We start from the raw sequence: 26,699 nt of genomic DNA on the forward strand, positions 1-26,699 counted from the left end.
GATGAAAAAACAGGAAATGATTGAATTGCTGACAGGCGTTCGATCATCAAAACAAAACTACTATACAGAATTAAAAACAACGGTAGAGGAATTAAAGAAACGAAACAGCCAGCTGGAATTAATGAATGAAGTGATGAGAAGCTTTAATATGAATATGTCTGTTCAAGAAATGCTGGAAAAAACATTAAAAAGGCTCGGGGACATCTATCCAATCAAACGTGTCAGCCTTGCTCTGTTTGATGGCAAAGAGCTCCGTCTATCTTATGTTTCTCCGGAAGAAGCGCTCTATTTAAAAAAGGAGACGCCTTTTCCTCACAAAAATTCTCTATATTATGAAGTGTTTGCCACAGGACAAGAAAGGATCTATCAGAAAGGGGACGCCTGCGAGTTCTTTGAAAAAGAAGCTTTTCAGCAGCTCAGCCTTCAATCTGTCTTTCTCTTCCCCTTGACAAGCCGGGGAAAAATCATTGGAGTGCTGTCACTGGGCGGATTTTCTCCCTTTTCTTACGATGCCAATGACCAGGCGTTCCTTTTGCATTTAGCCGGACAGATTGCGGTCTGTGTTGAAAATGCCCGGTTGTATGAAGAAGTTTTTGCCGGCAAGCAGCAATGGGAAGAAACCTTCCGCGCCGTCTCTGATGCTATTTTGATTATTTCTCCGAACGGGACCGTTTTATCAAAAAATGATGCCGCTGTGTCTGCCTGGCCACTGGAAGACTTTGAAGATATTCGCCCATTCATACAAGAGGCCTCTCGATCTGCAAACAATCCGTTTGAAGAAACCGTGAAGTCCCATAAGCCGCACTATGCCGAATTGCGGTTCCAAAATAAGTTTTATGACTGCTCCTGCTACCCGCTTTTCGGAGAGGAAGCTGCTCTTCATGCTGTTATTTTGTACAGTAAAGATGTCACGGAAAAACGGCAGATGGAGGCCCAGCTCCTTCATTCCGGCCAACTGGCAGCAATCGGGGAAATGGCAGCGGGAGTCGCGCATGAGCTGAACAATCCGTTAACCGCCATCATCGGCAACACACAGCTGCTGTTGCGAAGGAACGATATAAATGAACAAATCAAGCCTCTGCTCGATGACATCGACCTTTGCGGAAAGCGCTGCCGAACCATTATACGCAGCTTGCTCGCTTTTTCTAGACAGGAGGAGTTTGCTTTTAAACCCTGTTCTTTAAATCAAGCTGTGACAGAGGCTCTAAGTTTGACGCGCCGGCAAATTGAAAAGCAAAACATCCAATTAGATATCAGGCTGGCTGATTCCCTTCCTCTTATCAATGGAAATTTACAGCAGCTGAGCCAAATTGCTGTGAACCTGCTTATTAATGCCAAGGATGCTTTAGAGGAAGTAACAGACAGAAAACGCAAGTTGATCATTGAAACAGCAACTGATCAACAGTCAGCTTTTTTGAAAGTAATAGATAACGGCAGCGGAATTGATGCTGCTATTGCCAATGAAATTTTCCATCCTTTTTTTACTACGAAGGCAGCAAGCAGCGGGACCGGTCTTGGGCTGCCCGTCAGCTTTGGAATTGCTAAATCACATGGAGGCCGGCTCTTTGCAGAAAGTATACAGCCGCACAGGACAATATTCACGTTATCCATCCCCCTCTTAAATGAAAGGCTGTGAATGAACTGATGAAACACATTTTAATCGTGGAAGATGAACGGGAAGTTGCCCGTTTTCTAGAACGTCTCTTTCGCTTGAAAGGATATGAAACGACTCATGTTGAAAGTGGCCGTCGTTTTGACCAAATGAGCGATTATTCGTCCTTTCAGCTGGCCTTTATTGATATCCGGCTCCCTGACCGCAATGGGCTTGATATTTTGCATGATTTAAAGAAGAGGGCTCCCCATTGCTCTTGCATCATCATGACGGGCTACAGTACGGTGAAAACGGCTGTAGAAGCCATTAAAAAGGGAGCTGCTGACTTTATTGAAAAACCATTCGAAGATATTGAAGCCATTGAACAGCTAGCTGATCGCCTGTTGAAAAACTCTTTCCTAAGTAGTAAGGAAGCCGGCTATGCAGTCCTTGCCGAACAGCTTGGCTGCTTTCTTGGCACGAACCCCCAAATGCATGAATTATATCAGTTTGCTTATAAAATCGCTTCTAAGAATATTACTATTTTAATAGAAGGGGAAACAGGCACAGGAAAAGAAGTACTGGCCAATTATATTCACGCGGCGAGCGAACGGAAGGATAAACCATTTGTCGGCATCAACTGCGGAGCCATTTCGGAATCCTTGCTTGAGAGTGAACTGTTCGGCCATGTGAAAGGGGCTTTTACCGGCGCTGCAGCTGAGCGGGTCGGCTATTTTGAAGCTGCTTCGTCCGGCACGCTATTCCTCGATGAAATCGCGGAGGCAACTCCAGCTACCCAAGTAAAGCTTCTGCGGGTGCTCGAAACGGGGGAGTTTATGAAAATCGGGGGAACTGTCCCAAGACGGACCACCGCTCGCATCATTGCCGCTTCACATGTCAACCTGGAAAAAGCGGTTCGCCAGAACTCTTTCCGCGAGGATCTGCTCTATCGCCTGGATGTCGTGAAATTGACCATTCCCCCGCTTAGGGAACGGCGGGAGGATATTCCCTTTCTTATTCAATCACTCATTCAGCAAACAAATGAGAAGATCGTTTTCGCCGAGGAAACCATTGAACAAATGGTGCGCTATGACTGGCCTGGAAATATGAGAGAGCTTGCCAATGTGATCCGCCGCACGGCTGCTCTAGCACATGAAGGCATGATCATTCCTCCTCACTTGCTGCCCGGAAAAGTAAACGGCCAGCATCCAGCTGTCCAGACGGCCGCTTTGAATACACAAGGTGATTTTCTCAATGACTGGCGACAGCTGTCCCGCAAAGTAGAGCATCTATATAAAGGCGAGCAGACTGTTCAGTTAAACGAGCTGCTCCAGACCATGAAAAGAATGGAAAAAGATCTCATTGTAGCGGTTATCCACAGCACCTTGAAAGAAACTGCCGGTAACCGTGAACAGGCAGCTTCCCGGCTCGGCCTGTCCAAAAGACAAATACGCTACTATTTAAATGAAAAATAAAAGCAGCCGGCTCATGTGCCGGCTGCTTGCTTTTAATCAAAAAAATCCAAGCGCCTCCTCGCTGTAGCTCACAAGCAGGTTTTTCGTTTGCTGGTAGTGAGACAGCATCATCAAGTGATTTTCACGCCCGATGCCCGACATTTTATAACCTCCGAAAGCGGCATGGGCCGGGTATTGATGGTAACAGTTTGTCCATACACGCCCCGCTTGAATGCTGCGGCCGAAGCGGTACGCCCGGTTCATGTGCCTGGACCAGACACCGGCTCCAAGCCCGTACAGCGTGTCGTTGGCGATCGCCAGCGCCTCCTCTTCATCCTTAAAAGTGGTGACGGAGACGACCGGTCCGAAAATCTCTTCCTGGAAGATGCGCATCTTATTCGTGCCTTTAAAGACAGTTGGCTGGATATAGTAGCCGTTTTCCAGCCCGGCGATGGTGTTTCGTCCGCCGCCCGCGAGGCACTCCGCTCCTTCCTGGCTGCCGATATCTATATAGGAGAGGATTTTCTCCATTTGTTCACTGGAGGCTTGTGCGCCCATCATCGTGTCTGTATCCAGCGGGTTGCCGGTTTGGATTTGCTGGACGCGCTGCAGGGCGCGTTCCATAAACTGATCGTAAATGCTTTCATGAATCAAGGCTCGGGACGGGCAGGTGCACACTTCCCCCTGATTCAAGGCAAACAGCACAAATCCTTCAATTGCTTTATTCAAAAAGGCATCGTCCTTCTCCATGATATCCTCAAAGAAGATGTTCGGCGATTTTCCGCCCAGCTCCAGCGTGACCGGGATCAGATTTTGGGAAGCGTATTGCATGATGAGCCGTCCGGTCGTTGTTTCGCCGGTAAAGGCGATCTTGGCAATGCGCTGGCTGGACGCAAGCGGCTTGCCGGCCTCCAGCCCGAATCCGTTAACAATATTGACGACACCCGGCGGCAGCAAGTCCTGAATCAGCTCCATAAACACGAGAATAGAGACCGGTGTCTGCTCAGCCGGCTTCAGCACGACACAGTTGCCGGCAGCCAAGGCCGGGGCGAGCTTCCAAACGCCCATTAACAGCGGGAAATTCCACGGAATGATTTGTCCGACCACGCCGAGCGGCTCATGAAAATGATAAGCCACCGTCTCATCGTCAATCTGGCTGAGTGAGCCTGATTGCGCGCGGATGGCCCCCGCAAAATAGCGGAAATGGTCAATCGCCAACGGCAGATCAGCGTTCAGCGTTTCCCGGACAGCTTTGCCGTTGTCCCACGTTTCCGCAACCGCAAGCATGTCCAGATTTTCCTCCATGCGGTCAGCGATTTTATTTAAAAGGTTGGCTCTTTCCGCCGCAGAGGTCCGTCCCCAGGCATCCTTGGCGGCATGAGCCGCATCCAAAGCAAGTTCAATGTCCTCCGCCTGCGAACGGGCGACCTCGCAAAACACCTCGCCCGTTACCGGTGACACATTTTCAAAATATCGGCTGCCGACAGGCGCTTGCCACTGTCCATTAATAAAGTTTTCATAGCGTTTCTTAAAGGTTACTTTTGACCCTTCCTGTCCTGGATTTGCATAGATCATTACGCCTCGCCCTTTCACTTTGAATATATCTGCTAAACGGCTGTCCTGCTGTTTTTACATGGTCAAGACGATCCGGCCGTTAATTTTTCCTTGTACCATCTTCTCAAATACTTCATTAATTTCATCAAGCGGAGCTGTTTCAATCTGGGCCTTTACTTTTCCTCTAGCGGCAAAATCAAGCGCTTCCTTCATATCCAAGCGCGTGCCGACGATTGACCCTTTGACTGTTACTCCATTTAATACAGTATCGAAAATCGGGATTGGCAATTCATCGTTCGGCAGGCCGACGACCACTAATGTTCCGCCGCGTTTAACAGATTGGTAAGCCTGCTCGAATGCTTTCTTCGTAACTGCTACACTGACTGCTGCTTGCACACCGCCTACCCGGTTCTGAATAGCTTCGACTGGATTTTCCTTCATGCCATTTACCGCTTCATCCGCGCCGAGTTTTTTAGCCAGTTCAAGCTTGTCATCTGAAATATCTACAGCTACTACATTAAAGCCCATTGCCTTGGCATATTGGAGAGCGATGTGCCCCAAACCGCCAATGCCGTAAATGGCGACCCAATCTCCCGGCTTGGCTCCTGACACTTTAAGTGCTTTATAGGTGGTTACTCCAGCACATAAAATCGGAGCTGCTTCCACAGAACTAAGCGCATCTGGGATTTTTGCTACATAGTCGGCTGCTGCAAGACAATACTCCGCATAACCGCCATCAACAGAATAACCGCCGTTTTCTTGATTTGGACAAAGGGTTTCTTGTCCTTGCAAACAGTATTCACACTCGCCGCACGCCGAATATAGCCAGGGAATACCGACACGGTCTCCCACTTTTAATGAAGTGACGCCTTCCCCGACCTCTTCGACCACTCCGACTCCTTCATGACCAGGGATAAGCGGCAGTTTCGGCTTTACCGGCCAGTCGCCATGAGCAGCGTGCAAGTCGGTATGACACACACCGCATGCCTCGATTTTCACAAGTGCTTCTCCAGGTCCCGGCTTTGGCTTCGATACGTCCTTCACCTCTAAATCTTGCTTAAACTCATTGACCACCGCAGCCTTCATAAAGCTTGTACCCGCTTTTTTGCCTTCTTGCACAATTGTCTCCTTCATAACGCTTCCCCCTTTGTTTGATTATTCAGTCTCTTTGTTGCAAGGAGCGTGCCAGCCTTAAACAGCTGATATGATAAGGGCTTTAACGAACAGCAGCCAACAAATCGGCTATTTGGGCCGATTTTTCGGCTTAGTCAGACAACAAATCGGCCCTCCTCTTAAAAGTCAGCTTCAGCCCAATGAAAACAAAGGACAGCTCTGTCCTCCTTAAACAACGGAAAACAGAACTGTCCTTTCTGATAAGCAATTTGCCAAAAAATCAGGCTTAAGCAAACGCTTCTTTTGTAGTTACTTTTTTCAGCGCTTCTTCATCGGCAATCACTGTCACATTGGGGTGTGAAAGCAGAGCCGATGCCGGAAAGCTCTCATCTGCTTCCCCTTGCAGTAAGCGTGCCATGGCATCGGCTTTTGATTCGCCTGAAGCCAGCAAGACAATTTCCTTGGCACGCATAATCGTTTGAATGCCCATCGTCAGCGCATGTGTCGGTACTTCATCCAGATTGGAGAAATAGCGGGCGTTGTCTTTTCGTGTGGATTCATCCAGCGTGACAACATGAGTTGTAGAGTCAAAGGAAGTACCCGGCTCATTAAACCCAATGTGGCCGTTCCCTCCAATACCAAGCACTTGGACATCCATCTGGCCTGCTTCTGCGATAGCTTGCTCATATTGAAGACATTCTTCCTGCCAATCCTCTGCTTCGCCATTTGGCAAATGAATTTGGTCATTCGGAATATCAATATGGTCAAATAACTGCTCTCTCATGTATGAATAGTAGCTATTGCGGTCTTTCCGCGGAAGACCGGCATATTCATCCAGATTAAATGTTGTGACTTGCTTGTAGCTTGTACCGGCCGTCCGATGATCCGTCACCAGCTGCTCATACATTCCTTCCGGCGTTCCCCCTGTTGCCAGTCCGAGGATCATCTCAGGGTTTTTCTTTACCCTTTCCAGTACGAACTTGGCAGCTTGTTCGCTTAATTCCTTGTAGTCTTTTACTCTTATAACATCCATATCCCTTACTCCTTTAAAAATATAAAAATTAGTCTATGCCAAAAGCTCGCTGCTGATCGTTCACTCGTTTTTTCTCTCAGTGCCAGTAAGACCGGCTGAAAGCGCGCAGCATCTCCTCTGCATCAATACAGCAAAAAGAATGACAATCACCAGGCTGATTGAACATAGCTAAAGACAAAACGACGGCTGATTCTATCGTTTTATTTATTATTACCATACACCTGACAAATAAGCTATCGCCTAATGGGGGTGTTTGGTTGCTTTTTATGAAAATTACGTTATTTTGCTTTCATATTATTGACTTGCTGACCCAGCCAGATGATCGTGTACAATAAAAGGAGAGGTGAAGCTAATGAGGGAAGACAAAACAAGCATCCCGGCTGAATGCTGGAGAGCCATTATAGAATGTGACGAGGCATATGACGGCGTATTTTTTTACGGCGTGCAAACAACTGGAATTTTCTGCCGCCCTTCCTGCAAATCAAAAGCACCTAACCAAGAAAATGTCCGCATTTTCAAAAATGCTTCCGCAGCGCTGCAAGAACAGTTCCGGCCTTGCAAACGCTGCAAGCCTGATGCTCTTCTTCTGCCCGCCGAAGAGTGGATTGGCCAAATCGCCAAATGGATCGATCAGCATTACAGCCAGACGCTTACCTTATCCATGTTAGCTGAGGCGTTTCATGGCAGCCCTTTTTATTTGCAACGGTTATTTAAACAGCTGAAGGGACTATCGCCAGCGGAATACCTTCAACAAGTCCGGTTGAAACAAGCGATGAACCAGCTGGAGGAGACAGAGCAATCCATTGCCCTCATCAGCTCAAATGTCGGGTTTTCGAGTACACCTTATTTTATTACATTGTTTAAGAGAACCTTCGGATGCACGCCGTCTGCTTATCGGAAGCTGGCTCATAATAAAAAAGTGGAGGAATGAAGATGAAGCCAACAGAACGAATCATTCACTGGACGACTATGGCTTGCGGACAATGGCAGTTGTATGCAGCAAAAACGGAGAAAGGGCTTTGTTATGTCAGCTCTCCCGGCCAATCCTATGCCTCATTCGAACAGGCTCTTCATAAGCGTTTTCCCCAGGCGGTTTTGGCAGAAAACGCGAAGGAATTGCAGCCGTTTACAGAGGAGCTGACCGAGTATTTGCAAGGAAAACGGCAGGCTTTTTCACTTCCTGTCGATATAAAAGGAACGCCTTTTCAGGAAAAAATATGGGAGACCTTGACCAAGATTCCGTATGGACAGACGTGCTCTTATTCGGATATTGCCAACCTGATTGAAAACCCTAAAGCCGTCCGGGCTGTCGGTGCGGCGATCGGCGCCAATCCTGTCTTAATCGCGGTACCGTGTCATCGGGTGATCGCAAAGAACGGGGCTATAACCGGTTACCGCGGGGGCATTGAGATGAAGCAGGCATTGCTGGAGCTGGAAGCAAACATAGGCAGCACGGCCAGCCTTTCGCGCAGATTTCTTTAATGAAGCCATAAAAATTCAACAGAAAAAAGCTTGCTGATGGTCCAGGCAAGCTTTTTTTGATAAATATTATGCTCCGTAAACAAGGATGTCCACCCTGCCATGTTCCGCCGTAATCTCCGCATAGCCGCCCACAGGCAGTGTGGCTATTGGATCTGTGTGGCCAAAGCTGACATTAGCAAGTACAGGAATGCCGTCAAGCTCCGGCTTATTTTTCAGAAGCGAGACCAGGGCTGCTTCGGTAATATCAGATTCTTTTTGGAAACGGCCAATCAAGACCGCTTTTAAGTCTTTCGCCTCCGGTAAATGAAGAATCGACTGCAAATCGCGGTCGAATTTCATTAAGTGAGTCTCGTTGTCATCTTCAATAAACAGCACCGCACCCTTTAAAGAAGGCATAAATTCCGTTCCCTGCAGCAAATTAAGCGTACAGAGATTGCCGCCGATCAGCCTTCCTTCCGCCTTTCCTTCGTTGACCGCCAACGGGCCCTCATTTGGATAATATGTGCGGTCTTCCTGATCTAAATACCACTTATCATCGCTCCACGTATCTGGAGCTTCCAATTCAAACGGCGCATCATTCGTTAAGGCAGCCAGCATTCCCTGAATTGTATAGTCCGCCATCTGCTTCATGCCAAAGGTGGAGAAGAAGGGACCTGAATAAGTAATTAATCCTGTTTTGCGGTAAATAGCCAGCTGCAGCGCTGTAATGTCGCTGTAGCCTATTAAGATTTTAGGGTTGTTTCGAATCAGCTCATAATCTATGCGGGCGAGCAGCTGATTGGCATTATAACCGCCAATGGCTGTGAAAATGGCTTTCACATTTGGATCGCCAAATGCCTCATGCAGATCAGCCAGCCGGTTTTCCACAGATGTGGAAAACACAAGATCATGCTCATCAACATAGCGGCCGAAAGTAACATGAAATCCAAGTCCCTCCAGCCGTTCTTTCGCCAGTTCTATTTGTTTTCCTTTTACAATTGCCATGCTCATTGACGGCGCAATGACCCGAATTTCATCTCCGGGCTGCAAACGCGGTGGCTGCATATTTCTTCCCTCCAGCTTTCTGACAAATTCATGATGTAATTAATTTAAGCGCCGCTTCGCAGCAGGCCTGATCCTGTTCGAGCGAACCGCCGCTTACTCCGATGCCCCCTGCCAAGTCTTCTCCGCAGCGTACCGGGTAGCCGCCGCCGAACACGGTCAGCCGCTTCGTATGCACAATACCGGTTTTCAGTGACGGCTTATCTTTAATAACATCATACCATTCATGTGTAGGCCGTCCAAACGCAGCAGCCGTATAGGCTTTATCCTGGGCAATTTCAATGCTTAATAACGGTGCCCGGTCCATTCTGGAAAAAGCGAGCAAATTTCCGCCGCCATCCACAATGGCTACGTTCACAGCAATCCCCAGCTCCTTCGCCTTTCCCTTTGCCGCCTGAACCATTTGCTCAGCCAAGTCGCTGGAGATTGTCTTTTGTTCAATAAACCCCTTCATGCCTCTTTCCCCCTTGCTTTGTTCTAAAGGAAGCTTGCTTTTCTAGCTATATTAAGAAAAGACGGCACAGTGGCCGCCTTTACCTGCTATGTACATTCTCTTTGTACATTTCCTGCATTCTTTCTTTAATTATGTGCATAACTTTTTCAACTTTACTGTCATCCCGATAAGCTTCTTCATAAGCTTCCTGCATGAGCAACAATAACTGTTCCTGTTCTTGCACCTTCATTTGTTTACCTCGATTATCCACTAGTTTTCTTTCCCTGCCGAAACAAGTTTATCATACTATAAAATTTTGAAACTTCCAAGAAAAAAGCAAATTATTTCCTTTTGTGTCACATTTGCAAGAAATAAGCCGAACAGCATCTGTGTCCGGCCCTCTTTTCTCCTGTCATTTGACCATGAGATCATGTAATAAGGTTGTATTTATTATCGTTTCACAAACATTTGTGTATAGTAAATGCCATAGTCGCCGCCTTTAGCGATGCCTATCCCCATTTCAGCATAATCCGGGCTTAAAATATTCGCACGGTGGCCAGGACTGTTCATCCAGCCTTTCATTACAGCTTCTGCCGTACTGTAGCCAGCGGCAATATTTTCACCGGCAAAGGTGTAATGAATGCCAAACCGGTCCATCATTTTGAACGGGCTGCCGTATGTCGGAGAGGTATGGTCAAAATAATTGTTCTTTGCCATGTCTTCTGATTTTAGGCGGGCCACTTTTGCGACATCATCGGCATAGCGCAGCGCGCCTAATCCGGCTTTCGCCCGCTCCTGGTTAACGAGCTGCAGAATTTGCTGTGAAATGTCTGCCTGATGATCAGTGACTGGCTGTTTGGCAGGCGGCTGCGGATCGGTCAATTTCTGATCTTGTCCGCTGGCCTCATTATGCTTAAGGATATTGCTAATAAAGACAGCCAGCTGACCTCTTGTCACTTTTCCATCCGGTGAGAAGGTAGTGGCCGATGTTCCCGATGTTACGCCTGCACCCGCAAGTGTTCCGATGTATTCAGCTGCCCAGTGATTCGCTGGCACATCAGCAAACACTGGTCCTTTGGCTCTTGGCAAGTCAAAAGCTGTCACTAAAATTTTGGCCAATTCCGCTCTTGTAAGCATACGGTTCGGATAAAAATGCTCCGTTTTAGAAAATACCCCTTGCTGCGTTAAGGCGGCAATATATGGATAAGCTCTTGTGCCGGAAGGAGAAATATCCTTAAACGGCAATCCGCTTGCCTGTTGCGCCTTTACATTCAGCGCCCGCCCAATAAAAATGGCGCTTTCTGCCCGGGTTACGTTCGCGCCCGCCCGGAAGGTCCCATCATTAAACCCAGTGATAATTCCCCGCTCTGCCATTTTTTCAATTTGCGGATACGCCCAATACCCGCTGGAAATATCACTGAAAGCTGCTTCTGCAGGAGCAGCCCAAAGACTGCCGGAAAGCATGAGCGCCGCTGCTGCCGCTCCCATTTTTTTTGATAGTTTCATAAATGTCCACCTCTGCTAAGTAAGTGATGATCTAATAATCCGCCTTATTATATCAATTTCTACAACCAACCTCATCGCCTGATTGACCTATTATGCATATAGGAAAAAGATTTCAGTCCGCTCTGATTGACATCAAAAAAATAACGATTTTTTTACACTTTCTGTATAAAACTATTTTTCTCTTAAATAAAAAAAATAAACATAAATTTTTTTATTTGACATGCTGTTGACACATTTGTCCTTTATAGTAAGAATATCAAATCGTTATTGAAGTCTTTCTGCATATAGGAGGAATAAATAGATGAAGAAAAAAACGATGTCGTATGTAATGAGCGGCGCCCTCTCCATTGGCATTTTAGGATCTGCTCCTTCCATGACAGCTGCAGGCCCGGCAACGACAAAAGCGGAAATGACGTCTTATAAATATAAAGAAGGCCAGCAAATAAAGCCGATCAAAGATTTTTCTGACGTCATGCGCGAGCAAGCAGAAGCATTGGGCATTCATTCTGAAAACAAAGATATAGAAACACTTGCTAAAGAAGTACGGGAAGCAAAAGTACAGCAACAGGCGGCTGCCTTTGGCATTGATACAGCAAATAAAGACTTTCACACTCTCAAGCAAGAAATCCGCAAAGCCCAGCAATCACTGAACGAAAAGCGCTAAATGGAATCTTTTCCTTAAGCTGTCACCTTGGCAGCTTATTTGCTTTTTCATTATAATGAAGAAAAACGAGGTGAAGCAAGGTGACAGCTGTACTGCTAGCAGAAGATGAACTGGCCATCAGCCAAGTATTAAAAGCCTATTTAGTCAAAGCCGGCTTTCATGTTTTCCAAGCTTTTGACGGACAGCAAGCGATTGATTTATTCTATTCGGAGCCGCCTGACCTGGTGCTGCTGGATGTCATGATGCCCAAAGCAGACGGCTGGACGGTGCTTAAAGAGATTCGTCAAACCAGCTCCTGCCCGGTCATCATGCTGACCGCACTCGGTGATGTGAACTATCGGCTGAAGGGTCTCAATGATGGAGCAGACGATTATATTGCCAAGCCATTTAACGGCGAGGAGGTCATTGCCCGGGTCAAGGCCGTACTCAGGCGATCAGGCGGCGACACAGCTTCTTCGGCAGTTAAACATTACGGGACCTTAGCGATTGACAGCTCGGCGCACCGGGTGACATTGAAAGGCGTGGACCTGGCACTGACGCCGCGTGACTTATCGGTCCTGCTGTTTCTTGCCTCCCAGCCAAACAGAACGTTTACACGCGAACAGCTTATTGAGCACGTTTGGGGACAAGACTACGACGGAAGCGACCGCGCAGTAGACCTATCCATTAAACGGCTTCGCAAAGCCTTGCAAAACTGGCCGGAAACAGAAGGAGAAATTAAAACATTACGGGGATTGGGGTATCAATTTTGTGTTCATGAAGACAACTAGAAGAATTTCTTTGCTGCGTTACTGGACAACACGTTATGTCGCCGCCCTTTGCCTTGGCCTCTTGATCGCTGCCATGCTGACAGTTATTTGGCTGCAGCATACAATGCTGAACAACCGGCTTGAAGTATCAGAATTTATTGCTGAAGAATTAGCCAACCGGATCGCCGGCAGCCAAGAAGGAAAGGCCGTTTCTCCGACTATTGATAAAAACATGCTAAAAAGCCGCGAGCTTTTTTTACAATCGGATCACCCTCCGGCTATTTATATTACAGATCCAAAGGGGCAGGTGCTTTCAGCTAACCAGCCGGCCTCCGGGATTGAGACGAGCTCATTTGCCGTCTCTCTTTTACAGAAAAAAGGCGATGTTATTAAGCTTTCTCCTGAAGCAGCAAACGGCTCCCGCATGTGGATGATTAAAAAGCCGATCATGGTTGATGATATCACCTTTGGCTGGGTCGTCATGCTTCAGCCGGAGAATGAGCTTGAAAATGTGACGGAGGAATACCGCCTCCTGACAGGCTTGATCATTAGTCTGGGCTTATTTGGATGGGCGGCGATTTATATTTTGTCGCGCCGGCTGGCAACGCCAATCAGCCAAGTGGCTAAAGCGGCCAAGCAAATCCAAGAAGGCAATTATGAAGTGCGGCTTCCGGAGCAAATTAAGGAACAGGAAGTATATGACCTTGTTCATTCATTTAAGGAAATGGCCCAAAAGCTTCAGCAGCTGGAGTCGCTGCGCGCAGAATTGCTGGCTGGAGTGACCCATGAATTAAAAACGCCAGTTACGTCTATCAGCGGCCTGCTGCAAGCGGTGAAGGACGGAGTAGTGACAGGGGAAGAAGCCGAAAACTTTATCGATATCTCTTTAAAAGAAACAACGAAAATGCAGAAAATGGTCAACGATTTATTAGAGTTTAATTCGTTTTCTGCAAATGCTTTGCCTGTAGCTGTTGAGGAACATGCTGTGAACGAACTAATATCAGAAATTGTCCACCAATGGCATTTAGGACAAGAAACTGAGGACATCACCGTCTCGCTGTCTCCGTTGCCAGATAAACGCTCCATTTCAACTGATGCCGTCCGGCTTCAGCAAATCATTGTGAATCTGCTGAATAACGCCCGGCATGCGGTTGATGCCAAAGGGAAAATTGAGGTTATTTTATCAGAACAAGAAGATGGAATGCTTTCAATCGAAGTGAAGGATAACGGCAGCGGCATCCCTCCTGCTGAACAGGATTTGATCTTTGAACGCTTTTACCGCGGCGAGCATAAAAAATATAAAGTGCGCGGCCTCGGGCTTGGCCTTCCTTACAGCAAGCTGCTGGCGCAAGCGTTAAAAGGAGAGCTCACATTAAAGCAAAGCTCGCCTTTTGGCACGACTTTTCAAATTTTGCTTCCGCTGTCCTAGCTGTTTAGTTAAACCGCCAGCCGGCTTCGCTAACAGGAAAGTAAAAGGCTGACTCTGCAGCAAGAGAGTCAGCCTTTTTGATTATACTTCCGGCTCGAATGTTTTGCAGTCCGTTTCTTTCGTAGTAGCCGCTTGGTTTCCTTTATGGCTGACAACATAAATGCGGTCTGCTGTACATTCATTTCCTTGGGCCCAATAAGCACAGTTGTTTACTTCACATAAGACGTCTTTTGCCAAGACTTACACCCCCTCCTTTGTAGCTTCCACAAAAATATCCGCTTCATTCCCTCCTTATTTTGGACAGGCAAAAGGGCTTGCCGCTGCCGGCAAGCCCTTTTTTCGATGTTACGCTCTCTCAAATGTCTGACAGTCCGTTTCCTCTACGTTCGATGCCTTATGGCCTTGCTGGCTGACAACCAGGATCTCATCAGCGGAACAGCGGTTTCCTTTTTCCCAATACACACAGTTATTTACTTCACATAAGACACCGTCTAATACATCTTTCTTCAATGTTCTCTCCTCCTCTAATGTTTTTATTTCGGGTCGTGAGGCGGGGTGCTATGCATATATGCCGGAGCAGGAGCAAGCTTTGGTTTTTCTCCGTAAATGACCGGCATTTCTTCATACTCAAACATTTGTCCATCTGGTGCTGTGCCTTCCGCCCAGCTTCCTTTTCTGCTGTCTTCTCCTTCAGAAAAGTTATACAATTTATGGGAAAAATCTGTTGCTTCATATTCAGCCGGCACCGTGGAAGGAACGACAACCCCTTCTTTTTCTTCCAGCTCTTTAATTGCTGCTATCCACTGGTTTTGATGCATGGTATCGCGCGCCAGCAAAAAGGACAGCATCTCTTTGACACCACGGTCCTCAGTCATCTCGTATAACCGGGCTACCTGCAGCCGTCCTTGAGACTCTGCATTTAAGTTGGCGCGGAAATCAGCCAGCAAATTGCCGCTCGCCACGATGTAACCGGCACTCCACGGCACGCCTGTGCTATTTTCCGGCATGGCCCCCAGCCCTGAGACAATCGCATGATGCGGATTCATCCCGCCCATTACAGCACCGATGACGGGGTCTTTAGCCGCCTTTTCCTGCTCATTAACCGGCGCTTTATCTAATAGGCGTGCGATCATTGTCGCAATCATTTCTACATGTCCAAGCTCCTCTGTTCCTGTATCTAAAATCAAATCCTTATACTTTTCGTTGCCTCTTGTGTTCCATCCTTGAAAAAGATATTGCATAGCCACTGAAATTTCACCGAACTGCCCGCCGAGAATTTCCTGCAATTGCTTTGCATATACTGGATCCGGCTTATCTGGTTTTGCGTGGAATTGAAGTTCTTTCTTATGGAAAAACATACACTACCACCTTTGCTGTTTTAGTAAGCTGCCGATGAGATCCGGCTATTGTCAAGATAGTATGTTATTCCACGCTTTTCCTTTTTTAAACAACCCTTAAGATAAAAATGACCTTGATATTTCACCTTCTTAGGATGAAATTCCAACCGGGGGCTTGAGAATAAAAAATAACCTCCGCAAAAGCAAGGCTTTGCTGGAGGTTATGTCTCTTACTTCAATCCTGCTTGTACTTCCTTCACCATTTCAGAAACGGATTGCAATCCGCCGCCGGATAAGTACCAATAACCAGGGTCGAGGTAAACAATATTATCGTTTTTATAGGCGTTTGTATTCTTCACCAAGTCATTTTCAATCACTTGTTTGGCAGAGGAACCGCCGCCCTCTGCAACAACTGCGCCCCGATCAACAACAAACAAGTAATCAGGATTTTTCTCCACGATATATTCAAAGGAAATGCTTTGTCCGTGAGTAGACACCTCGATATTTTCATCAGCCGGTTGGACTCCGAATACATCATGGATCAAGCCAAAGCGGGACCCTGGACCGTAAGCGCTGACCTTTCCGTCATTTGCTAACACAACTAAAGCTTTTTTATCTTCCTTCGATGCCTGTTCCTTCAATTGACCGATTTCTTCTTCCACTTTTGCCAATTCTGTTTTTACTTCCTCTTCTTTCCCGAAAATTTCACCTATTGTTGTTGCATTGTTTTTGAATGAATTCATATAATCAGCCGGATCCACCCCTAAGTAAATAGTCGGAGCGATTTCCGCAAATTGATCATACAATTCAGCCTGGCGTCCGGAAATAATAATTAAATCTGGCGACAATTCATTGACCTTCTCAAAATCAGGCTCTTTCAAGCTCCCTGTGTTCTCATACTTATCCTCTTCATACTTGGACAAATACTTAGGAATATTTTCTTTCGGAAGGCCCGTTACCTCCACACCCAGCTTGTCCAGCGTATCAAGGGAACCAAAATCAAATACCACTACTTTTGCCGGGTTTTTCTTTACCTTCGTTTCACCCAGTTCATGGTTGACAGTTACTTCTTCCGCTTCTTTTTCCGGCTTGCTGCCTGTTTCTTTTTCGTTACTAGAACCGCAGGCCGCCATAATCATGGCAACCAGTGCCATCATGAATAATAAAGATAATTTCTTCCACATCATTCTCTTCTCCTCTGTCTTTTACTTAAAATACACACAAATTTTTTCATTATTGACTGTTTCAATTTTCATATCAATTTCATAAATTTCCTTCAAAACCTGGCACTCCATCATTTCATCAACCGTACCTTCTTTGGCAACCTTGCCGTCCTTCAACGCAACGATGTAATCGGAATAACAGGAAGCGAAGTTAATATCATGGATCACAATCACGACTGTTTTTCCAAGTTCATTGACCAGGCGGCGCAGCACTTTCATAATTTGCACTGAATGCTTCATATCAAGGTTATTCAAAGGCTCGTCCAACAGCACATATTCTGTATCCTGGGCGATGACCATAGCAATAAATGCCCGCTGGCGCTGACCGCCGCTTAGCTGATCAATATACTTATTTTGAATGTCGCCAAGCTCCATATAACGAATGGCTTCATCTACATGCTTCCAGTCTTCCCGGGACAACTTCCCCTGAGAATAAGGAAAGCGTCCGAATGAAACCAGCTCGCGAATGGTTAAGCGCAGATTTAGATGGTTAGATTGTTTTAAAATCGCCACTTTCTTAGCCAGCTCTTTGCTTTTCGCCTGGTTAACATGCTCTCCGTCAATCAATATCTCTCCGTCGTCTTTAGCAATCAGCCGGCTAATCATGGATAGAAGGGTGCTTTTCCCTGCCCCATTCGGCCCGATAAAAGAAGTAATCTTTCCTTTCGGAATCGATACGGAAACCTGGTCAATCACAGCCTTGTTTCCATATCTTTTTGATACATTTTTAACCTCTACCATTTTTTATTCTCCTTTAATAATAAGTAGATAAAGTAGATGCCACCGACAAAGTTAATGATGACGCTCAATGTCGTGCTGAATGTAAACACCCGTTCAACGATCAGCTGGCCGCCGACAAGAGCGATAATGCTAATTAAGATCGAACCAGCCAATAAATAGGAATGCTTAAACGTCCGAAACATTTCGTAAGCCACGTTCACGACGAGCAGCCCAAGAAAGGTAATCGGGCCTACCAGCGCAGTTGATACAGAAATGAGAACAGCGACGACAATCAGCAAGCGCTTAACCGTATAATCATAATCCACACCAAGGTTGATCGCCTGCTCTTTGCCAAGTGACAGGACATCCAAGTATTTCATAAAGCGAATAAAATAAAGGGATGTGAACGCGAGCACAATGACCGCAATCGTCAAAACGTCAGTCTGAACATTATTGAAGCTGGCAAACATTCGGTCCTGAATGATTTGGAACTCATTCGGGTCAATGAGCACTTGCATAAAAGACGTAAAGCTTTGAAAGAACGTGCCAAAAATCAAGCCAATCAATAAAAGAAAATAAATATTCTCTCCTTCGCGCTTAAACAGGATCTTATAGAGAATGCCGGCAAACACCACCATCAGGATCACTGAAATCACAAAGTTCAACTGCTTGTTCATTAAAGTTAAGTTGGCGGAGCCGAATACGAAAATTAACACTGTCTGGATTAGCATGTAAAGCGAATCCAAGCCCAAAATGCTCGGCGTTAAAATCCGATTATTGGTGATGGTCTGGAACACCAATGTGGAAAAGGCAATCGCCGCTCCAGTCAAAACAATAGCGAAAATCTTCATTCCTCTGCGCGGCAAAGCATAATCCCAATTGTTTCCCAGTCCAGTGAACAAAAAGGCAACAATCAACAGGACAGCCATTGCCGACAGGAGGATCAGTTTTTTCCCATTACTCATACGCCTTTCTCCTCATCAGCAAATATAAAAAGATGCCGCTGCCGATGACCCCGACAGTCAGTCCGATCGGAATCTCATATGGATAAATGATCACACGGCCGATGATGTCGCAAAACAGAACAAAAACTGCCCCAAGCAGCGCGGTGTGGGATAAACTCTTTTTCAAATGGTCTCCCTGGTAAATCGAAACGATGTTCGGAATGATTAATCCTAAGAAAGGAATCATGCCGACCGTTAATACGACTAATGTAGCGGACAAGGCTACGATAACGAGGCCAATATTGACGACACGCTTATAATTTAAGCCGAGATTCATGGCGAAATCCTCCCCCATGCCGGCCAAGGTAAAGCGTTCCGCATATATGTATGCAATGACTAAAAGCGGAATACTAATATAAAGCAATTCGTATCGTCCAGAGATCACCATGGAGAAATCCCCTTGCAGCCAGGCGGCCATATTCTGGATCAAATCATATTTATAAGCAAAGAAAGTAGCAATCGATGTTAAAATATTCCCGAACATTAATCCAACAAGCGGAATAAACACCGTATCTTTAAATTTGATCTTATCCAGGATTTTCATAAATAAAAAGGTGCCGGCCAGTGCAAAAAGGAATGCAACCACCATCTTTTCAATTGGGCTTGCGGCTGTAAATAAAATAAGCGAGACTAAAATCCCAAGCCGGGCGGAATCAAGCGTTCCTGCTGTAGTCGGTGAAACAAACCGGTTTCTGCTTAATTGCTGCATGATCAGACCGCTGATGCTCAGGCTCATTCCGGCAATAATAATGCTGACAAGGCGCGGAATCCGGCTCTTCCATACAATCTGCGTTTGATCATCTGTCAGATTAAATAAATGAAGCGGAGAAATATGCGTCACTCCAATAAATAAAGAACCAATGGACAAAACGATCAGCGCCATCACTAAGTATCTTTTTTTCATAACCACATTCCCTACATAAAAGCTGTCAGTTCAAAAGAAAAGCGAAAATGAAATTCATTATCAATAAGGGTTAAAAAAATAAGCCTTATTAATTGTGGAACAGGCTCTCCAGTAAAATGGCCGAACGCCGCTCGTATATTTCAACAAAAGCAGTCACGAATATTCATTGCTCGCCTTTTCTGTTAACTGATATTTATTCTCATTAATAATGTTAAATGATAATGCTTATCATTGTCAATAGCTAATTGGCAGTTCTGGTAATTAGCAAGTTAACGCCCCCCTGTTCGGCTTGTTTCCGTTCATTAAAAATAAGAGCGACCCAAAAGTCATGACACATGACTTTTTGAGCCGCCCTCTTCACCTCAATCAGCGGAGAAAGATCCGGCTTTTTCTCTACCTGGTTTTATTTTAAAGCCGTATTGGACAGTCCCCTGTACTTCTTTAGCCCGTTACAACCGGTTCGCCGTGATGCAGCGGCGGAGGCACAAGCCAGCCGTTATTTTTATTCAATTGAAGAAAACGGCCGCCCAATGCCGCTTTCTGGTTATGAAATTGCAAAAACATCGCTGCAATATCTTCGCGGATACATTGGCCAATCACCTGGCTGCAGGCAGCCAATCCCGCTGCGATATTGCTGGAGATGATCGTGGATATCTCATGGTCTTGGAAACGGGCACCATCAGGAATGCTGTTAACATCCGCAAGCGGCCGCTCCATCGGGCCCGGAGGAAGTCCAATGCCATTCGCTTTCAATAGCTGTGCAAGCTGCTCTGCTTCCATCTGTGCTTGCTGGATAGACTCTTCTATGAGCTCTTTCAATTGTTTATCCCCTGCATGATTCAGCAATGTCTGGTAACTGCCGATCATGCCATTTGCTGCAAATAAGGAAGACCATACGCTCATTACTTCTCCGTAATGCATCGGCTCATTTTTCGGATTTCCGCTTAGAATTCCCATATTCATCCCCCTGACTTATCGATTGCTTGTGTGTCTCAGCACACAAATATAGTTTCACCCGAACGCTCCGTCTTATGTGCCGGCAATGATTTTTCATTTCAAAAATGAAAGGCAGTATCGTATGATTATATGTATGAAAAAAAATTAGGAGGACGATTCACCATGAAGACAATTGCTTCTTTCCTCGTCCGTTTTCATAAAGTCATTCTTGTGTTGTGGCTGGCAGCCGCAGTGATTATGGGCATGTTCGCCCTTAAGCTGCCCTCTCTGCTTGAAGGCGATGGATTTCGGATGGACGGAGAATATGAACAAGTTGAAAAAGAGCTGACGAGCACCTTTGATTTCCCGGAATCCACTATTATGATGCTGTTTGAAAAAGAGAAAAGCCAATCAGAAGCGGACTTTAAAGAAACCATCGGCCAAACGCTCGCTAAAGCCGACAGCTTAAAAGCTGTTTCTGCCATTGAGTCTCCTTTAAACAACCCGTCGCTTTTGAAAGCAGATACCGCTTACGGTCTTATACACATAGATGATAAAGCGGAAGATGCGGCAGCTGTGATTGATGATTTAAAGCAGCAAATCAAAGGCAAGGAAGGAATCAAATTAACAGGGCAGCCTGTCATTTCGGAAGATATTAACGAAGCGAGCCAGAATGATTTGAAACAAGCAGAGCTCATTGGCCTTCCGGTTGCCTTGCTCGTGCTTTTGCTTGCCTTTGGCACCGTTACGGCTTCTGTTCTGCCATTGATTGTTGGCGGCATTACTATCGTCATTGGTTTTGGATTGCTTGCCTTGATCGGCAAGGAAGTAGATCTCGCAATTTTCATTTTAAACATCGCGCCGATGGTTGGCCTGGCTTTGTCGATTGACTTTTCGCTTTTATTTATCAACCGCTATAAGGAAGAGTTTCAAAAACAAACAAAGACAGACGCCTTAATCACAACCATTACGACAGCCGGCCATTCAATTCTCTTCTCCGCTGTCTGTGTATTTATCGGCCTTGGTTCTATGCTGCTGATCGATATTGATATTTTCAAAAATGTGGCCATCGGCGGAATGGTGGTTATTGCCATCGCTGTGCTTGGATCTCTTACATTGCTTCCAGCCCTTCTATATGTGCTGGATAAGCGGATTTATAAATGGCGGCTGCTGCGTACAGATAAAGACACCAGCGGACGCTGGCGGGCATTTGCGGCTGCTGTAATGAAGCGGCCTGTATTAATCACCATTGCAGCGATCGCCATTTTGATTGCCGGAGTCCTCCCTGTCAAGGACATGAAGCTCGCCATTCCAACGGCCGACGCTTTGCCAAAAACCTTTGATTCGCGGATCGCTTATGAAAAAATCGAACAGGAATTTATGGGAGAAAACAAAAGCACCATTTATGCGATTGCTGAACGAAAAGATGGCTGGCTGACCGAAGCCGGATTAAAACAAATGAAAAAGCTCACGGCTTCCTTTCTCTCTGAAAAACATGTGAATGAAGTGGATACTGTTTTTTCTGCCAGCAATATAAAAGAACCGGAGCAGCTGGCGGCCGCCCTGAAACAGCCGCAAATGAAGGAACAGCTTCGGCCGGCCATCAAGCCGTTCGTGCGCGGGGAAAAGCTGATGATCCCGATTCATTTAGATGTGGAAGCGAATTCGGACGCTGCCCAAACGCTGGCCCGTCAATGGAGCGATAAAAACTGGCCTGTCTCGATTCAATTTGGAGGGCATCCAAAATTCAACCAAGAAATTTATGATGAAATTTTCGATAAAATCGGTGTGATTCTCGCGATCATTTTGTTATCAACGTTTGTGATTCTAATGTTCGCCTTCCGTTCGATTATTATTCCGCTCAAAGCCATTTTAATGAATGTTCTTGGACTTACCTCCACATTCGGCATTCTCGTCTGGCTATTCCAAGGCGGTCACTTTGGCCTTCATGAGATGGACATTTCTCTGCTCTTGCCTGTGCTCGTCTTTAGTCTTGTCTTTGGCTTAAGCATGGATTATGAAGTCTTTTTAATTTCCCGCATCCGTGAATACTACCTGGAAACGGGAGATAACACTTATTCTACTGTGGAGGGCCTGGCTAATACGAGCAAGGTGATTACGGCTGCTGCCCTCATTATGATCGTCATTACCGGAGCATTTGCCTTTACCGGTGTCGTGCCTGTTAAGCAGATTGGCATCGGCATCGCCCTTGCCATCGCGATTGATGCCACTATTATTCGCCTGCTGCTTGTGCCGAGCTTGATGAAGCTGCTTGGCGATTGGAATTGGTGGTATCCGTTCCGCACAAAAAGCAAGCAGACAAAGGAACTTTAATCTAACTAAAAAGAGGGGCTGGACCAAAAGTCATGTTTCATGACCATTTGGGCCAGCCCCTTGTTTCATTTTCTTTTCTTGTTCATTGGTCTTCTTCTTGCCGAAGTTCTTTCCGGCTTCAGCCGTTCACGGCCTTCCCGCTCTTGTTGATCTTCCGCAGATGAAACGCCATTCGCAACGGTTTTCCGTTCAAGCGGCCGGCCCAGCTCTTTTTCGATGAGGCGGAGAAATTCTTTATCCTTCAAAGCCGCAAAGGTATACGCCACTCCGTCTTCGCCGGCTCTCCCCGTGCGCCCGATCCGGTGAATGTAGCTCTCCATATCATGAGGAATATCATAGTTGAATACGTGAGTGACTCCTTCCACATCGAGTCCGCGGGAGGCGACATCTGTTGCAGCCAGCAGATGCAGCTCCGCTTCGCGAAATCTTTTCATTACCCGTTCCCGCTTTGCCTGTGACAAGTCCCCGTGCAGTTCATCAATGTTGTAGCCTTTCGCCTTTAACTCATCGCACAGCTTGCTGACACGGCGTTTTGTCCGGCAAAAAATAATGCCTAAAAACGGCTGCACCTCATCAATTACCTCACAAAGCGCCAGCTGCTTGCGTCGATCCGTCGTTTCAACTACAAATTGCTTCGTTTGCTCGACTGTCACCTCTTTGCTCTTGATATGTACTGACTGCGGGTTTTTCATATATTTTTTTGCCAGCTGGCGGACGTTTTTTGGCATGGTTGCTGAAAACAAAGCTGTCTGTCTCGTAAAAGGAGTTTCCTTTATAATGGCCTCCACTTCATCTAAAAATCCGATGTGAAGCATTTGATCCGCTTCATCAAGCACGAGCATTGACACTTCAGTTAAATCAATCGTTCCGCGGCGCACATGATCAAGAAGCCGCCCAGGCGTGGCGACCACAATATGAACTTGCTTATCAAGCCGCCGAATTTGCTGCTCTACATCTTGGCCTCCATAAGCTGCCAGCACATGTATGCCGCTCTCTGCTTCCAACAGGCCTCTCAGCTCTTCGGTTATTTGCAGCGCAAGCTCTCGCGTTGGCGTGACGATCAATCCCTGAACCTCCTGCTTTTCTTCTGTTATTTTTTCAAGCATTGGCAGTAAAAAGGCAAACGTCTTTCCTGTTCCTGTTTTTGCCTGGGCAATAACATCTTCTCCCTTCATCAAAAGCGGAATTGCTTTTTCTTGCACAGGGGTGGGCGATTCTATGCTCTTTTCCTTTAATTTTCCGGCCCATGCCGGGTTTACTCCTAATTGTATAAATGATGACAAGCCATTCACCTCTTTCTTTATTTTCTCTATATGCTAATGAACAGAGTCTTTCCATTATACACGGCTCTGCTGACTTATGAATATATTTCAAGTTGAAGGAGTAAGACGAGGAGAAAAACCGTTTTCCAGAAAGCATAAAGCGCCATCTCCTGATCGAGATGGCGCTCTCTCTTTTAATGAGCTGACATATTTCCTGGTGTACCAGTTGCCGGCGCATATGACTGCATTATTTGCTGCATGTCCTGCTGGGCAAATTGCGGTACTTGGTAATAATGATGTTTGTTTTGGTAAATGGAAAGCTCGTACGCCATCTCAATACAGTTCGGGATCGAATCAGCCAACACGCGGCGCACAACTGGATTTGTTGATTCCAAAGCTGCCATTGTTTTCATGGAAGCAGTGGACTTCACTGCCCCAAGCATCGCTCCTGAGACGAACGCATCGTTAATCTCAGATGTAGATTGCATCGGTTTTTTTGGCTGTGTTGGTGTTAAGCCATAGATAAAGTCATTATCCTGCTGCATTTTATAGCTTTGGGTCGGGACAGCCGGATCTTGGCCAGATTGGAAACAATCCAGCGTGGTATTGTATTCCTGCTGCATGAACTGATACTGACGGTCAAGAATATCGAGCAGCTCCTGATCTTTCACGTGAGAACGAAGCATCATGTATTCATTCATCGTACCTACCGCACCGGATAAGACTTCATGAACATCAAGCACCTCGTGAGCTCCGTGATTCATTTGCGGCGACACAGCACCTGTATGCATGTTCGTATGAGTCTGTTCGTTTTGATTCATCAAAGTAAATCCCTCCTGTAGTTGAGTGGTACGCCGTTAGTATGCTGCGGCGGATTTTTATTTATACAAGTAAAAGCAGACAAATTCCTTAACCAAATCCAAGGCATATAATAGCAGGAATGCGATAACAGGAGGAGATCTTTTGATGAATGAACATCGCCATTTAGCCTGGCATGAAACGATGGAACTGCATGAGCTGACAGTCTTTCAATCCCTCGGATTAATGAAGTTGAAGAAAACCTATCCTAAGATCACTGATCCAGAGCTGAAAAAGATTTATCAGCAAGCCATTCACAGCCTGACCGGGAATATCCAGGAGTTGCTCCGCTTTTACAGGATGGCTCCGCACATGCAGCGGGAAGAAAATCTGCGTGTCGATGAATTACCGTTTTATGCTGGTGACCTGCTCGCTTTTTTAAAAACAGCGGTGCGTAACTTAGCCATTGCCATTACGGAAACGGCTACCCCTGCGCTGCGTGCTGTGCTCGTCAAACAGCTCAATGGAGCGATCGAATCCCACACCGCTATTTACAATTATATGTACAAAAAAGGGTATTACCCTTCTTACGATTTAAATAGGCTGCTGCAAAACGATGTGACTATCGCTAACACAGCTCTCTCGCAAAAAATATAAACAACAGGCGGATCTCTCTTCCAAGAGCAGCTCCGCCTGTTGTTTGTTTATGGACTCCGGGAAGTGTTTGTATAAGAAAAGAATAATTTTTTGCTTGAGCATCAAACTATTTTTACAAGGAGGTTAGACACATGGAACATGTAAGAGCGTTACTGATCAAATTTGTCGTCGTAACAGCAGCTGTATGGGTCATTATGGGCGCATTCTACGGCATTGACCTTGGAGAAATTCTGACGATCAGTATTCTTTTAACTATCGCTGCCTATATCCTCGGTGATTTATTTGTCCTGCCGCGTTACGGCAATATGACAGCCGTCGCTGCGGATTTCGGCTTAGCATACATTGGAATTTGGATCGTCGGAAGTGCCGTGATTAATGAAAATATTTCGCTTGGGTGGGCCAGCTTCTGGACAGCAGCTGTCATCGCCTCTGCCGAAGTTCTTTTCCACTTTTATCTAATGAGAAGCGTATTTACTACTGGTCAGGATAGAAGCTACATTGAGCGGGACCCGGCGTTTTCCGCAGAGATGGCAGAAGAAACAGACATTCACAAGGAAGACGTTTACACGGAAGAAGAAGAGAAATAAGTCAGCGGCCGTACAGGCCCTGACTTTCTCTTTCCTGTGAGCAATTATCTTGTTCCCAATTTCTTTTTGTTGTATTATTTAAATGCAAAATACTTAAGCTTCTAAATACTATTCAGAAATGAGGGAAAACGATGAAGCTGGAAGGAAAAGTAGCGATCGTAACTGGCGGTGCTGGCGGCATCGGGCATGGCATGTCACTCGCCTTGGCAAAAGAGGGCGCACATGTCGTGATCGTGGATGTAAATGAAGAAAATGGACAGAAAGTTTTAGAAGAGGTCAGCCAACTGAAGGAAGGCCTGCTTTTCATAAAGGATATTTCTGTAAGAGAAAATATTGAATCAATTGTTCAGGATACAGTGAAACATTTCGGTAAAATCGATATATTAATTAACAACGCTCACGCATCAAGAAACGTGCCTTTTATTGAAACAACGATGGAGCACCTTGATCTCTCTTTTGGAACAGGCTTTTATCCAACATTCCATTTCATGCAAGCCTGCTATCCGGAACTAAAGAAAACAAAAGGGAAAGTTATTAACTTTGCATCAGGAGCAGGTCTTGAGGGACAAGTAACCCAGGCTTCTTATGCAGCAGCCAAAGAAGCGATCCGCGCCATTTCACGCGTAGCAGCGAACGAATGGGGCGTAGACGGCATTAACGTCAACGTGATCTCTCCAATTGCTCTTACTCCTGGCATGGAACATTGGCGGGCTCATAACGAAGAAGCGTACGACCAAATGGTTGAAAAAATTCCGCTTCGCCGACTCGGTGATCCAGAACAAGACATTGGACGGACAGCTGTATTTCTGGCAAGCGCTGACTCAGATTACATTACCGGACAAACCATTATGGTTGATGGCGGTTCCGTTAAACTACGTTAATAGGGGG

28 protein-coding genes are annotated in these 26,699 nt (G+C 46.0%); 11 read left to right on the forward strand and 17 right to left on the reverse strand.

Annotation, left to right across the window (positions count from 1 at the left end; translation table 11 throughout):
• The first annotated feature begins 1 nt into the window (after position 1).
• Both B1A98_RS06420 and B1A98_RS06425 read left to right on the forward strand, forming a co-directional pair.
• Positions 2–1,636, forward strand: coding sequence for a sensor histidine kinase (locus B1A98_RS06420; RefSeq protein WP_063384817.1), 1,635 nt, complete (start codon positions 2–4; stop codon positions 1,634–1,636).
• Between the two features lie 8 nt (positions 1,637–1,644).
• On the forward strand, positions 1,645–3,066 hold the full coding sequence (locus B1A98_RS06425; RefSeq protein ID WP_063384883.1) for a sigma-54-dependent transcriptional regulator: 1,422 nt from the start codon (positions 1,645–1,647) through the stop codon (positions 3,064–3,066).
• Between the two features lie 36 nt (positions 3,067–3,102).
• On the opposite strand, the gene adh is transcribed toward B1A98_RS06425, so the two are convergent.
• The 3 genes from adh to nagB form a co-directional block, all read right to left on the reverse strand.
• On the reverse strand, positions 3,103–4,620 hold the full coding sequence (adh, locus tag B1A98_RS06430) for an aldehyde dehydrogenase (RefSeq protein WP_063384816.1): 1,518 nt from the start codon (positions 4,618–4,620) through the stop codon (positions 3,103–3,105).
• A gap of 54 nt (positions 4,621–4,674) precedes the next feature.
• Entirely contained in the window at positions 4,675–5,685 is a 1,011-nt protein-coding gene (gene adhP, locus B1A98_RS06435) for an alcohol dehydrogenase AdhP (RefSeq protein WP_063384882.1), read from the reverse strand.
• Between the two features lie 313 nt (positions 5,686–5,998).
• Positions 5,999–6,745 (reverse strand): glucosamine-6-phosphate deaminase, encoded by a 747-nt coding sequence (gene nagB, locus B1A98_RS06440; RefSeq protein WP_063384815.1) that lies wholly within the window; start codon positions 6,743–6,745, stop codon positions 5,999–6,001.
• A gap of 352 nt (positions 6,746–7,097) precedes the next feature.
• On the opposite strand from nagB, the gene B1A98_RS06445 reads away from it, so the two are divergent.
• Together B1A98_RS06445 and B1A98_RS06450 are read left to right on the forward strand one after the other, a co-directional pair.
• Positions 7,098–7,676, forward strand: a complete 579-nt coding sequence (locus tag B1A98_RS06445; protein WP_063384814.1) for a bifunctional transcriptional activator/DNA repair enzyme AdaA — start codon at positions 7,098–7,100, stop codon at positions 7,674–7,676.
• A 2-nt stretch (positions 7,677–7,678) separates the two neighbouring features.
• Positions 7,679–8,227 (forward strand): methylated-DNA--[protein]-cysteine S-methyltransferase, encoded by a 549-nt coding sequence (locus tag B1A98_RS06450; protein WP_063384813.1) that lies wholly within the window; start codon positions 7,679–7,681, stop codon positions 8,225–8,227.
• Positions 8,228–8,293: 66 nt separating this feature from the next.
• Here B1A98_RS06450 and B1A98_RS06455 read toward each other — a convergent pair whose 3' ends face one another.
• The 4 genes from B1A98_RS06455 to B1A98_RS06465 all read right to left on the reverse strand — a co-directional run bounded on the left by B1A98_RS06455 (position 8,294) and on the right by B1A98_RS06465 (position 11,207).
• A complete protein-coding gene (locus B1A98_RS06455; RefSeq protein ID WP_063384812.1) occupies positions 8,294–9,271 on the reverse strand; it encodes a S66 family peptidase in 978 nt (325 codons plus the stop codon).
• Positions 9,272–9,299: 28 nt separating this feature from the next.
• Positions 9,300–9,722 carry a GlcG/HbpS family heme-binding protein gene (locus B1A98_RS06460; RefSeq protein ID WP_063384811.1) on the reverse strand — a complete coding sequence of 141 codons (423 nt, stop codon included), beginning with the start codon at positions 9,720–9,722 and terminating at the stop codon, positions 9,300–9,302.
• A 79-nt stretch (positions 9,723–9,801) separates the two neighbouring features.
• Positions 9,802–9,972, reverse strand: coding sequence for a hypothetical protein (locus tag B1A98_RS20390; RefSeq protein ID WP_156136528.1), 171 nt, complete (start codon positions 9,970–9,972; stop codon positions 9,802–9,804).
• A gap of 179 nt (positions 9,973–10,151) precedes the next feature.
• Positions 10,152–11,207: an S-layer homology domain-containing protein gene (locus B1A98_RS06465; RefSeq protein ID WP_063384810.1), complete on the reverse strand. Its 1,056-nt coding sequence runs from the start codon at positions 11,205–11,207 to the stop codon at positions 10,152–10,154.
• A 301-nt stretch (positions 11,208–11,508) separates the two neighbouring features.
• On the opposite strand from B1A98_RS06465, the gene B1A98_RS06470 reads away from it, so the two are divergent.
• The 3 genes from B1A98_RS06470 to B1A98_RS06480 all read left to right on the forward strand — a co-directional run bounded on the left by B1A98_RS06470 (position 11,509) and on the right by B1A98_RS06480 (position 14,049).
• Positions 11,509–11,871, forward strand: coding sequence for a hypothetical protein (locus tag B1A98_RS06470; protein ID WP_041094703.1), 363 nt, complete (start codon positions 11,509–11,511; stop codon positions 11,869–11,871).
• Positions 11,872–11,951: 80 nt separating this feature from the next.
• Positions 11,952–12,641, forward strand: a complete 690-nt coding sequence (locus B1A98_RS06475) for a response regulator transcription factor (protein WP_063384809.1) — start codon at positions 11,952–11,954, stop codon at positions 12,639–12,641.
• Positions 12,628–14,049: a HAMP domain-containing sensor histidine kinase gene (locus B1A98_RS06480; RefSeq protein ID WP_063384881.1), complete on the forward strand. Its 1,422-nt coding sequence runs from the start codon at positions 12,628–12,630 to the stop codon at positions 14,047–14,049. The genes B1A98_RS06475 and B1A98_RS06480 overlap by 14 nt, the downstream gene beginning before the upstream one ends.
• A gap of 81 nt (positions 14,050–14,130) precedes the next feature.
• On the opposite strand, the gene B1A98_RS06485 is transcribed toward B1A98_RS06480, so the two are convergent.
• The 8 genes from B1A98_RS06485 to B1A98_RS06520 form a co-directional block, all read right to left on the reverse strand.
• The gene (locus B1A98_RS06485) at positions 14,131–14,286 is read right to left on the reverse strand and encodes a DUF1540 domain-containing protein (RefSeq protein ID WP_065849525.1); all 156 of its coding nucleotides are present in this window, start codon (positions 14,284–14,286) and stop codon (positions 14,131–14,133) included.
• 108 nt (positions 14,287–14,394) lie between these two features.
• Positions 14,395–14,559 (reverse strand): DUF1540 domain-containing protein, encoded by a 165-nt coding sequence (locus B1A98_RS06490; RefSeq protein WP_065849524.1) that lies wholly within the window; start codon positions 14,557–14,559, stop codon positions 14,395–14,397.
• A gap of 23 nt (positions 14,560–14,582) precedes the next feature.
• A complete protein-coding gene (locus B1A98_RS06495; protein WP_063384808.1) occupies positions 14,583–15,407 on the reverse strand; it encodes a manganese catalase in 825 nt (274 codons plus the stop codon).
• A 209-nt stretch (positions 15,408–15,616) separates the two neighbouring features.
• Positions 15,617–16,573, reverse strand: coding sequence for a siderophore ABC transporter substrate-binding protein (locus tag B1A98_RS06500; RefSeq protein WP_063384807.1), 957 nt, complete (start codon positions 16,571–16,573; stop codon positions 15,617–15,619).
• Positions 16,574–16,591: 18 nt separating this feature from the next.
• Positions 16,592–17,350 (reverse strand): iron ABC transporter ATP-binding protein, encoded by a 759-nt coding sequence (locus B1A98_RS06505; protein ID WP_041094711.1) that lies wholly within the window; start codon positions 17,348–17,350, stop codon positions 16,592–16,594.
• Positions 17,344–18,294: an iron chelate uptake ABC transporter family permease subunit gene (locus tag B1A98_RS06510; RefSeq protein WP_063384806.1), complete on the reverse strand. Its 951-nt coding sequence runs from the start codon at positions 18,292–18,294 to the stop codon at positions 17,344–17,346. Before B1A98_RS06510 ends, B1A98_RS06505 begins: the two co-directional genes overlap by 7 nt.
• A complete protein-coding gene (locus B1A98_RS06515; RefSeq protein WP_041094716.1) occupies positions 18,287–19,237 on the reverse strand; it encodes an ABC transporter permease in 951 nt (316 codons plus the stop codon). The genes B1A98_RS06510 and B1A98_RS06515 overlap by 8 nt, the downstream gene beginning before the upstream one ends.
• 441 nt (positions 19,238–19,678) lie before the next feature.
• Positions 19,679–20,194, reverse strand: coding sequence for a DUF3231 family protein (locus B1A98_RS06520; protein ID WP_063384805.1), 516 nt, complete (start codon positions 20,192–20,194; stop codon positions 19,679–19,681).
• A 162-nt stretch (positions 20,195–20,356) separates the two neighbouring features.
• Between B1A98_RS06520 and B1A98_RS06525 the strand changes: the two genes are divergently transcribed.
• On the forward strand, positions 20,357–22,507 hold the full coding sequence (locus B1A98_RS06525) for an MMPL family transporter (protein ID WP_063384804.1): 2,151 nt from the start codon (positions 20,357–20,359) through the stop codon (positions 22,505–22,507).
• Positions 22,508–22,572: 65 nt separating this feature from the next.
• On the opposite strand, the gene B1A98_RS06530 is transcribed toward B1A98_RS06525, so the two are convergent.
• Positions 22,573–23,790: a DEAD/DEAH box helicase gene (locus B1A98_RS06530; RefSeq protein WP_063384803.1), complete on the reverse strand. Its 1,218-nt coding sequence runs from the start codon at positions 23,788–23,790 to the stop codon at positions 22,573–22,575.
• Between the two features lie 173 nt (positions 23,791–23,963).
• Positions 23,964–24,593 carry a spore coat protein gene (locus B1A98_RS06535; protein ID WP_087903742.1) on the reverse strand — a complete coding sequence of 210 codons (630 nt, stop codon included), beginning with the start codon at positions 24,591–24,593 and terminating at the stop codon, positions 23,964–23,966.
• Between the two features lie 142 nt (positions 24,594–24,735).
• On the opposite strand from B1A98_RS06535, the gene B1A98_RS06540 reads away from it, so the two are divergent.
• The 3 genes from B1A98_RS06540 to B1A98_RS06550 all read left to right on the forward strand — a co-directional run bounded on the left by B1A98_RS06540 (position 24,736) and on the right by B1A98_RS06550 (position 26,692).
• Positions 24,736–25,224 carry a spore coat protein gene (locus tag B1A98_RS06540; protein ID WP_063384802.1) on the forward strand — a complete coding sequence of 163 codons (489 nt, stop codon included), beginning with the start codon at positions 24,736–24,738 and terminating at the stop codon, positions 25,222–25,224.
• 131 nt (positions 25,225–25,355) lie between these two features.
• Positions 25,356–25,811 carry a YndM family protein gene (locus tag B1A98_RS06545; RefSeq protein ID WP_063384801.1) on the forward strand — a complete coding sequence of 152 codons (456 nt, stop codon included), beginning with the start codon at positions 25,356–25,358 and terminating at the stop codon, positions 25,809–25,811.
• Between the two features lie 131 nt (positions 25,812–25,942).
• Positions 25,943–26,692: an SDR family NAD(P)-dependent oxidoreductase gene (locus B1A98_RS06550; protein WP_063384800.1), complete on the forward strand. Its 750-nt coding sequence runs from the start codon at positions 25,943–25,945 to the stop codon at positions 26,690–26,692.
• Positions 26,693–26,699 lie beyond the last annotated feature (7 nt).

It is taken from the genome of Pseudobacillus badius (assembly GCF_002189605.1).
Classification (GTDB): Bacteria; Bacillota; Bacilli; order Bacillales; family Domibacillaceae; genus Pseudobacillus; species Pseudobacillus badius.

What these genes read in the sequence shown, in the direction of transcription:
- B1A98_RS06525 (WP_063384804.1), top strand. Translation starts at nt 20,357, where the DNA reads ATGAAGACAATTGCTTCTTTCCTCGTCCGTTTTCATAAAGTCATTCTT.
- B1A98_RS06550 (WP_063384800.1), top strand. Translation starts at nt 25,943, where the DNA reads ATGAAGCTGGAAGGAAAAGTAGCGATCGTAACTGGCGGTGCTGGCGGC.
- B1A98_RS06510 (WP_063384806.1), bottom strand. Translation starts at nt 18,294, where the DNA reads ATGAGTAATGGGAAAAAACTGATCCTCCTGTCGGCAATGGCTGTCCTG.
- B1A98_RS06540 (WP_063384802.1), top strand. Translation starts at nt 24,736, where the DNA reads ATGAATGAACATCGCCATTTAGCCTGGCATGAAACGATGGAACTGCAT.
- B1A98_RS06420 (WP_063384817.1), top strand. Translation starts at nt 2, where the DNA reads ATGAAAAAACAGGAAATGATTGAATTGCTGACAGGCGTTCGATCATCA.
- nagB (WP_063384815.1), bottom strand. Translation starts at nt 6,745, where the DNA reads ATGGATGTTATAAGAGTAAAAGACTACAAGGAATTAAGCGAACAAGCT.
- B1A98_RS06500 (WP_063384807.1), bottom strand. Translation starts at nt 16,573, where the DNA reads ATGATGTGGAAGAAATTATCTTTATTATTCATGATGGCACTGGTTGCC.
- B1A98_RS06495 (WP_063384808.1), bottom strand. Translation starts at nt 15,407, where the DNA reads ATGTTTTTCCATAAGAAAGAACTTCAATTCCACGCAAAACCAGATAAG.
- adhP (WP_063384882.1), bottom strand. Translation starts at nt 5,685, where the DNA reads ATGAAGGCTGCGGTGGTCAATGAGTTTAAGCAAGATTTAGAGGTGAAG.
- B1A98_RS06450 (WP_063384813.1), top strand. Translation starts at nt 7,679, where the DNA reads ATGAAGCCAACAGAACGAATCATTCACTGGACGACTATGGCTTGCGGA.
- adh (WP_063384816.1), bottom strand. Translation starts at nt 4,620, where the DNA reads ATGATCTATGCAAATCCAGGACAGGAAGGGTCAAAAGTAACCTTTAAG.
- B1A98_RS06545 (WP_063384801.1), top strand. Translation starts at nt 25,356, where the DNA reads ATGGAACATGTAAGAGCGTTACTGATCAAATTTGTCGTCGTAACAGCA.
- B1A98_RS06470 (WP_041094703.1), top strand. Translation starts at nt 11,509, where the DNA reads ATGAAGAAAAAAACGATGTCGTATGTAATGAGCGGCGCCCTCTCCATT.
- B1A98_RS06445 (WP_063384814.1), top strand. Translation starts at nt 7,098, where the DNA reads ATGAGGGAAGACAAAACAAGCATCCCGGCTGAATGCTGGAGAGCCATT.
- B1A98_RS06480 (WP_063384881.1), top strand. Translation starts at nt 12,628, where the DNA reads ATGAAGACAACTAGAAGAATTTCTTTGCTGCGTTACTGGACAACACGT.
- B1A98_RS06465 (WP_063384810.1), bottom strand. Translation starts at nt 11,207, where the DNA reads ATGAAACTATCAAAAAAAATGGGAGCGGCAGCAGCGGCGCTCATGCTT.
- B1A98_RS06515 (WP_041094716.1), bottom strand. Translation starts at nt 19,237, where the DNA reads ATGAAAAAAAGATACTTAGTGATGGCGCTGATCGTTTTGTCCATTGGT.
- B1A98_RS06520 (WP_063384805.1), bottom strand. Translation starts at nt 20,194, where the DNA reads ATGGGAATTCTAAGCGGAAATCCGAAAAATGAGCCGATGCATTACGGA.
- B1A98_RS06505 (WP_041094711.1), bottom strand. Translation starts at nt 17,350, where the DNA reads ATGGTAGAGGTTAAAAATGTATCAAAAAGATATGGAAACAAGGCTGTG.
- B1A98_RS06455 (WP_063384812.1), bottom strand. Translation starts at nt 9,271, where the DNA reads ATGCAGCCACCGCGTTTGCAGCCCGGAGATGAAATTCGGGTCATTGCG.
- B1A98_RS06425 (WP_063384883.1), top strand. Translation starts at nt 1,645, where the DNA reads ATGAAACACATTTTAATCGTGGAAGATGAACGGGAAGTTGCCCGTTTT.
- B1A98_RS06460 (WP_063384811.1), bottom strand. Translation starts at nt 9,722, where the DNA reads ATGAAGGGGTTTATTGAACAAAAGACAATCTCCAGCGACTTGGCTGAG.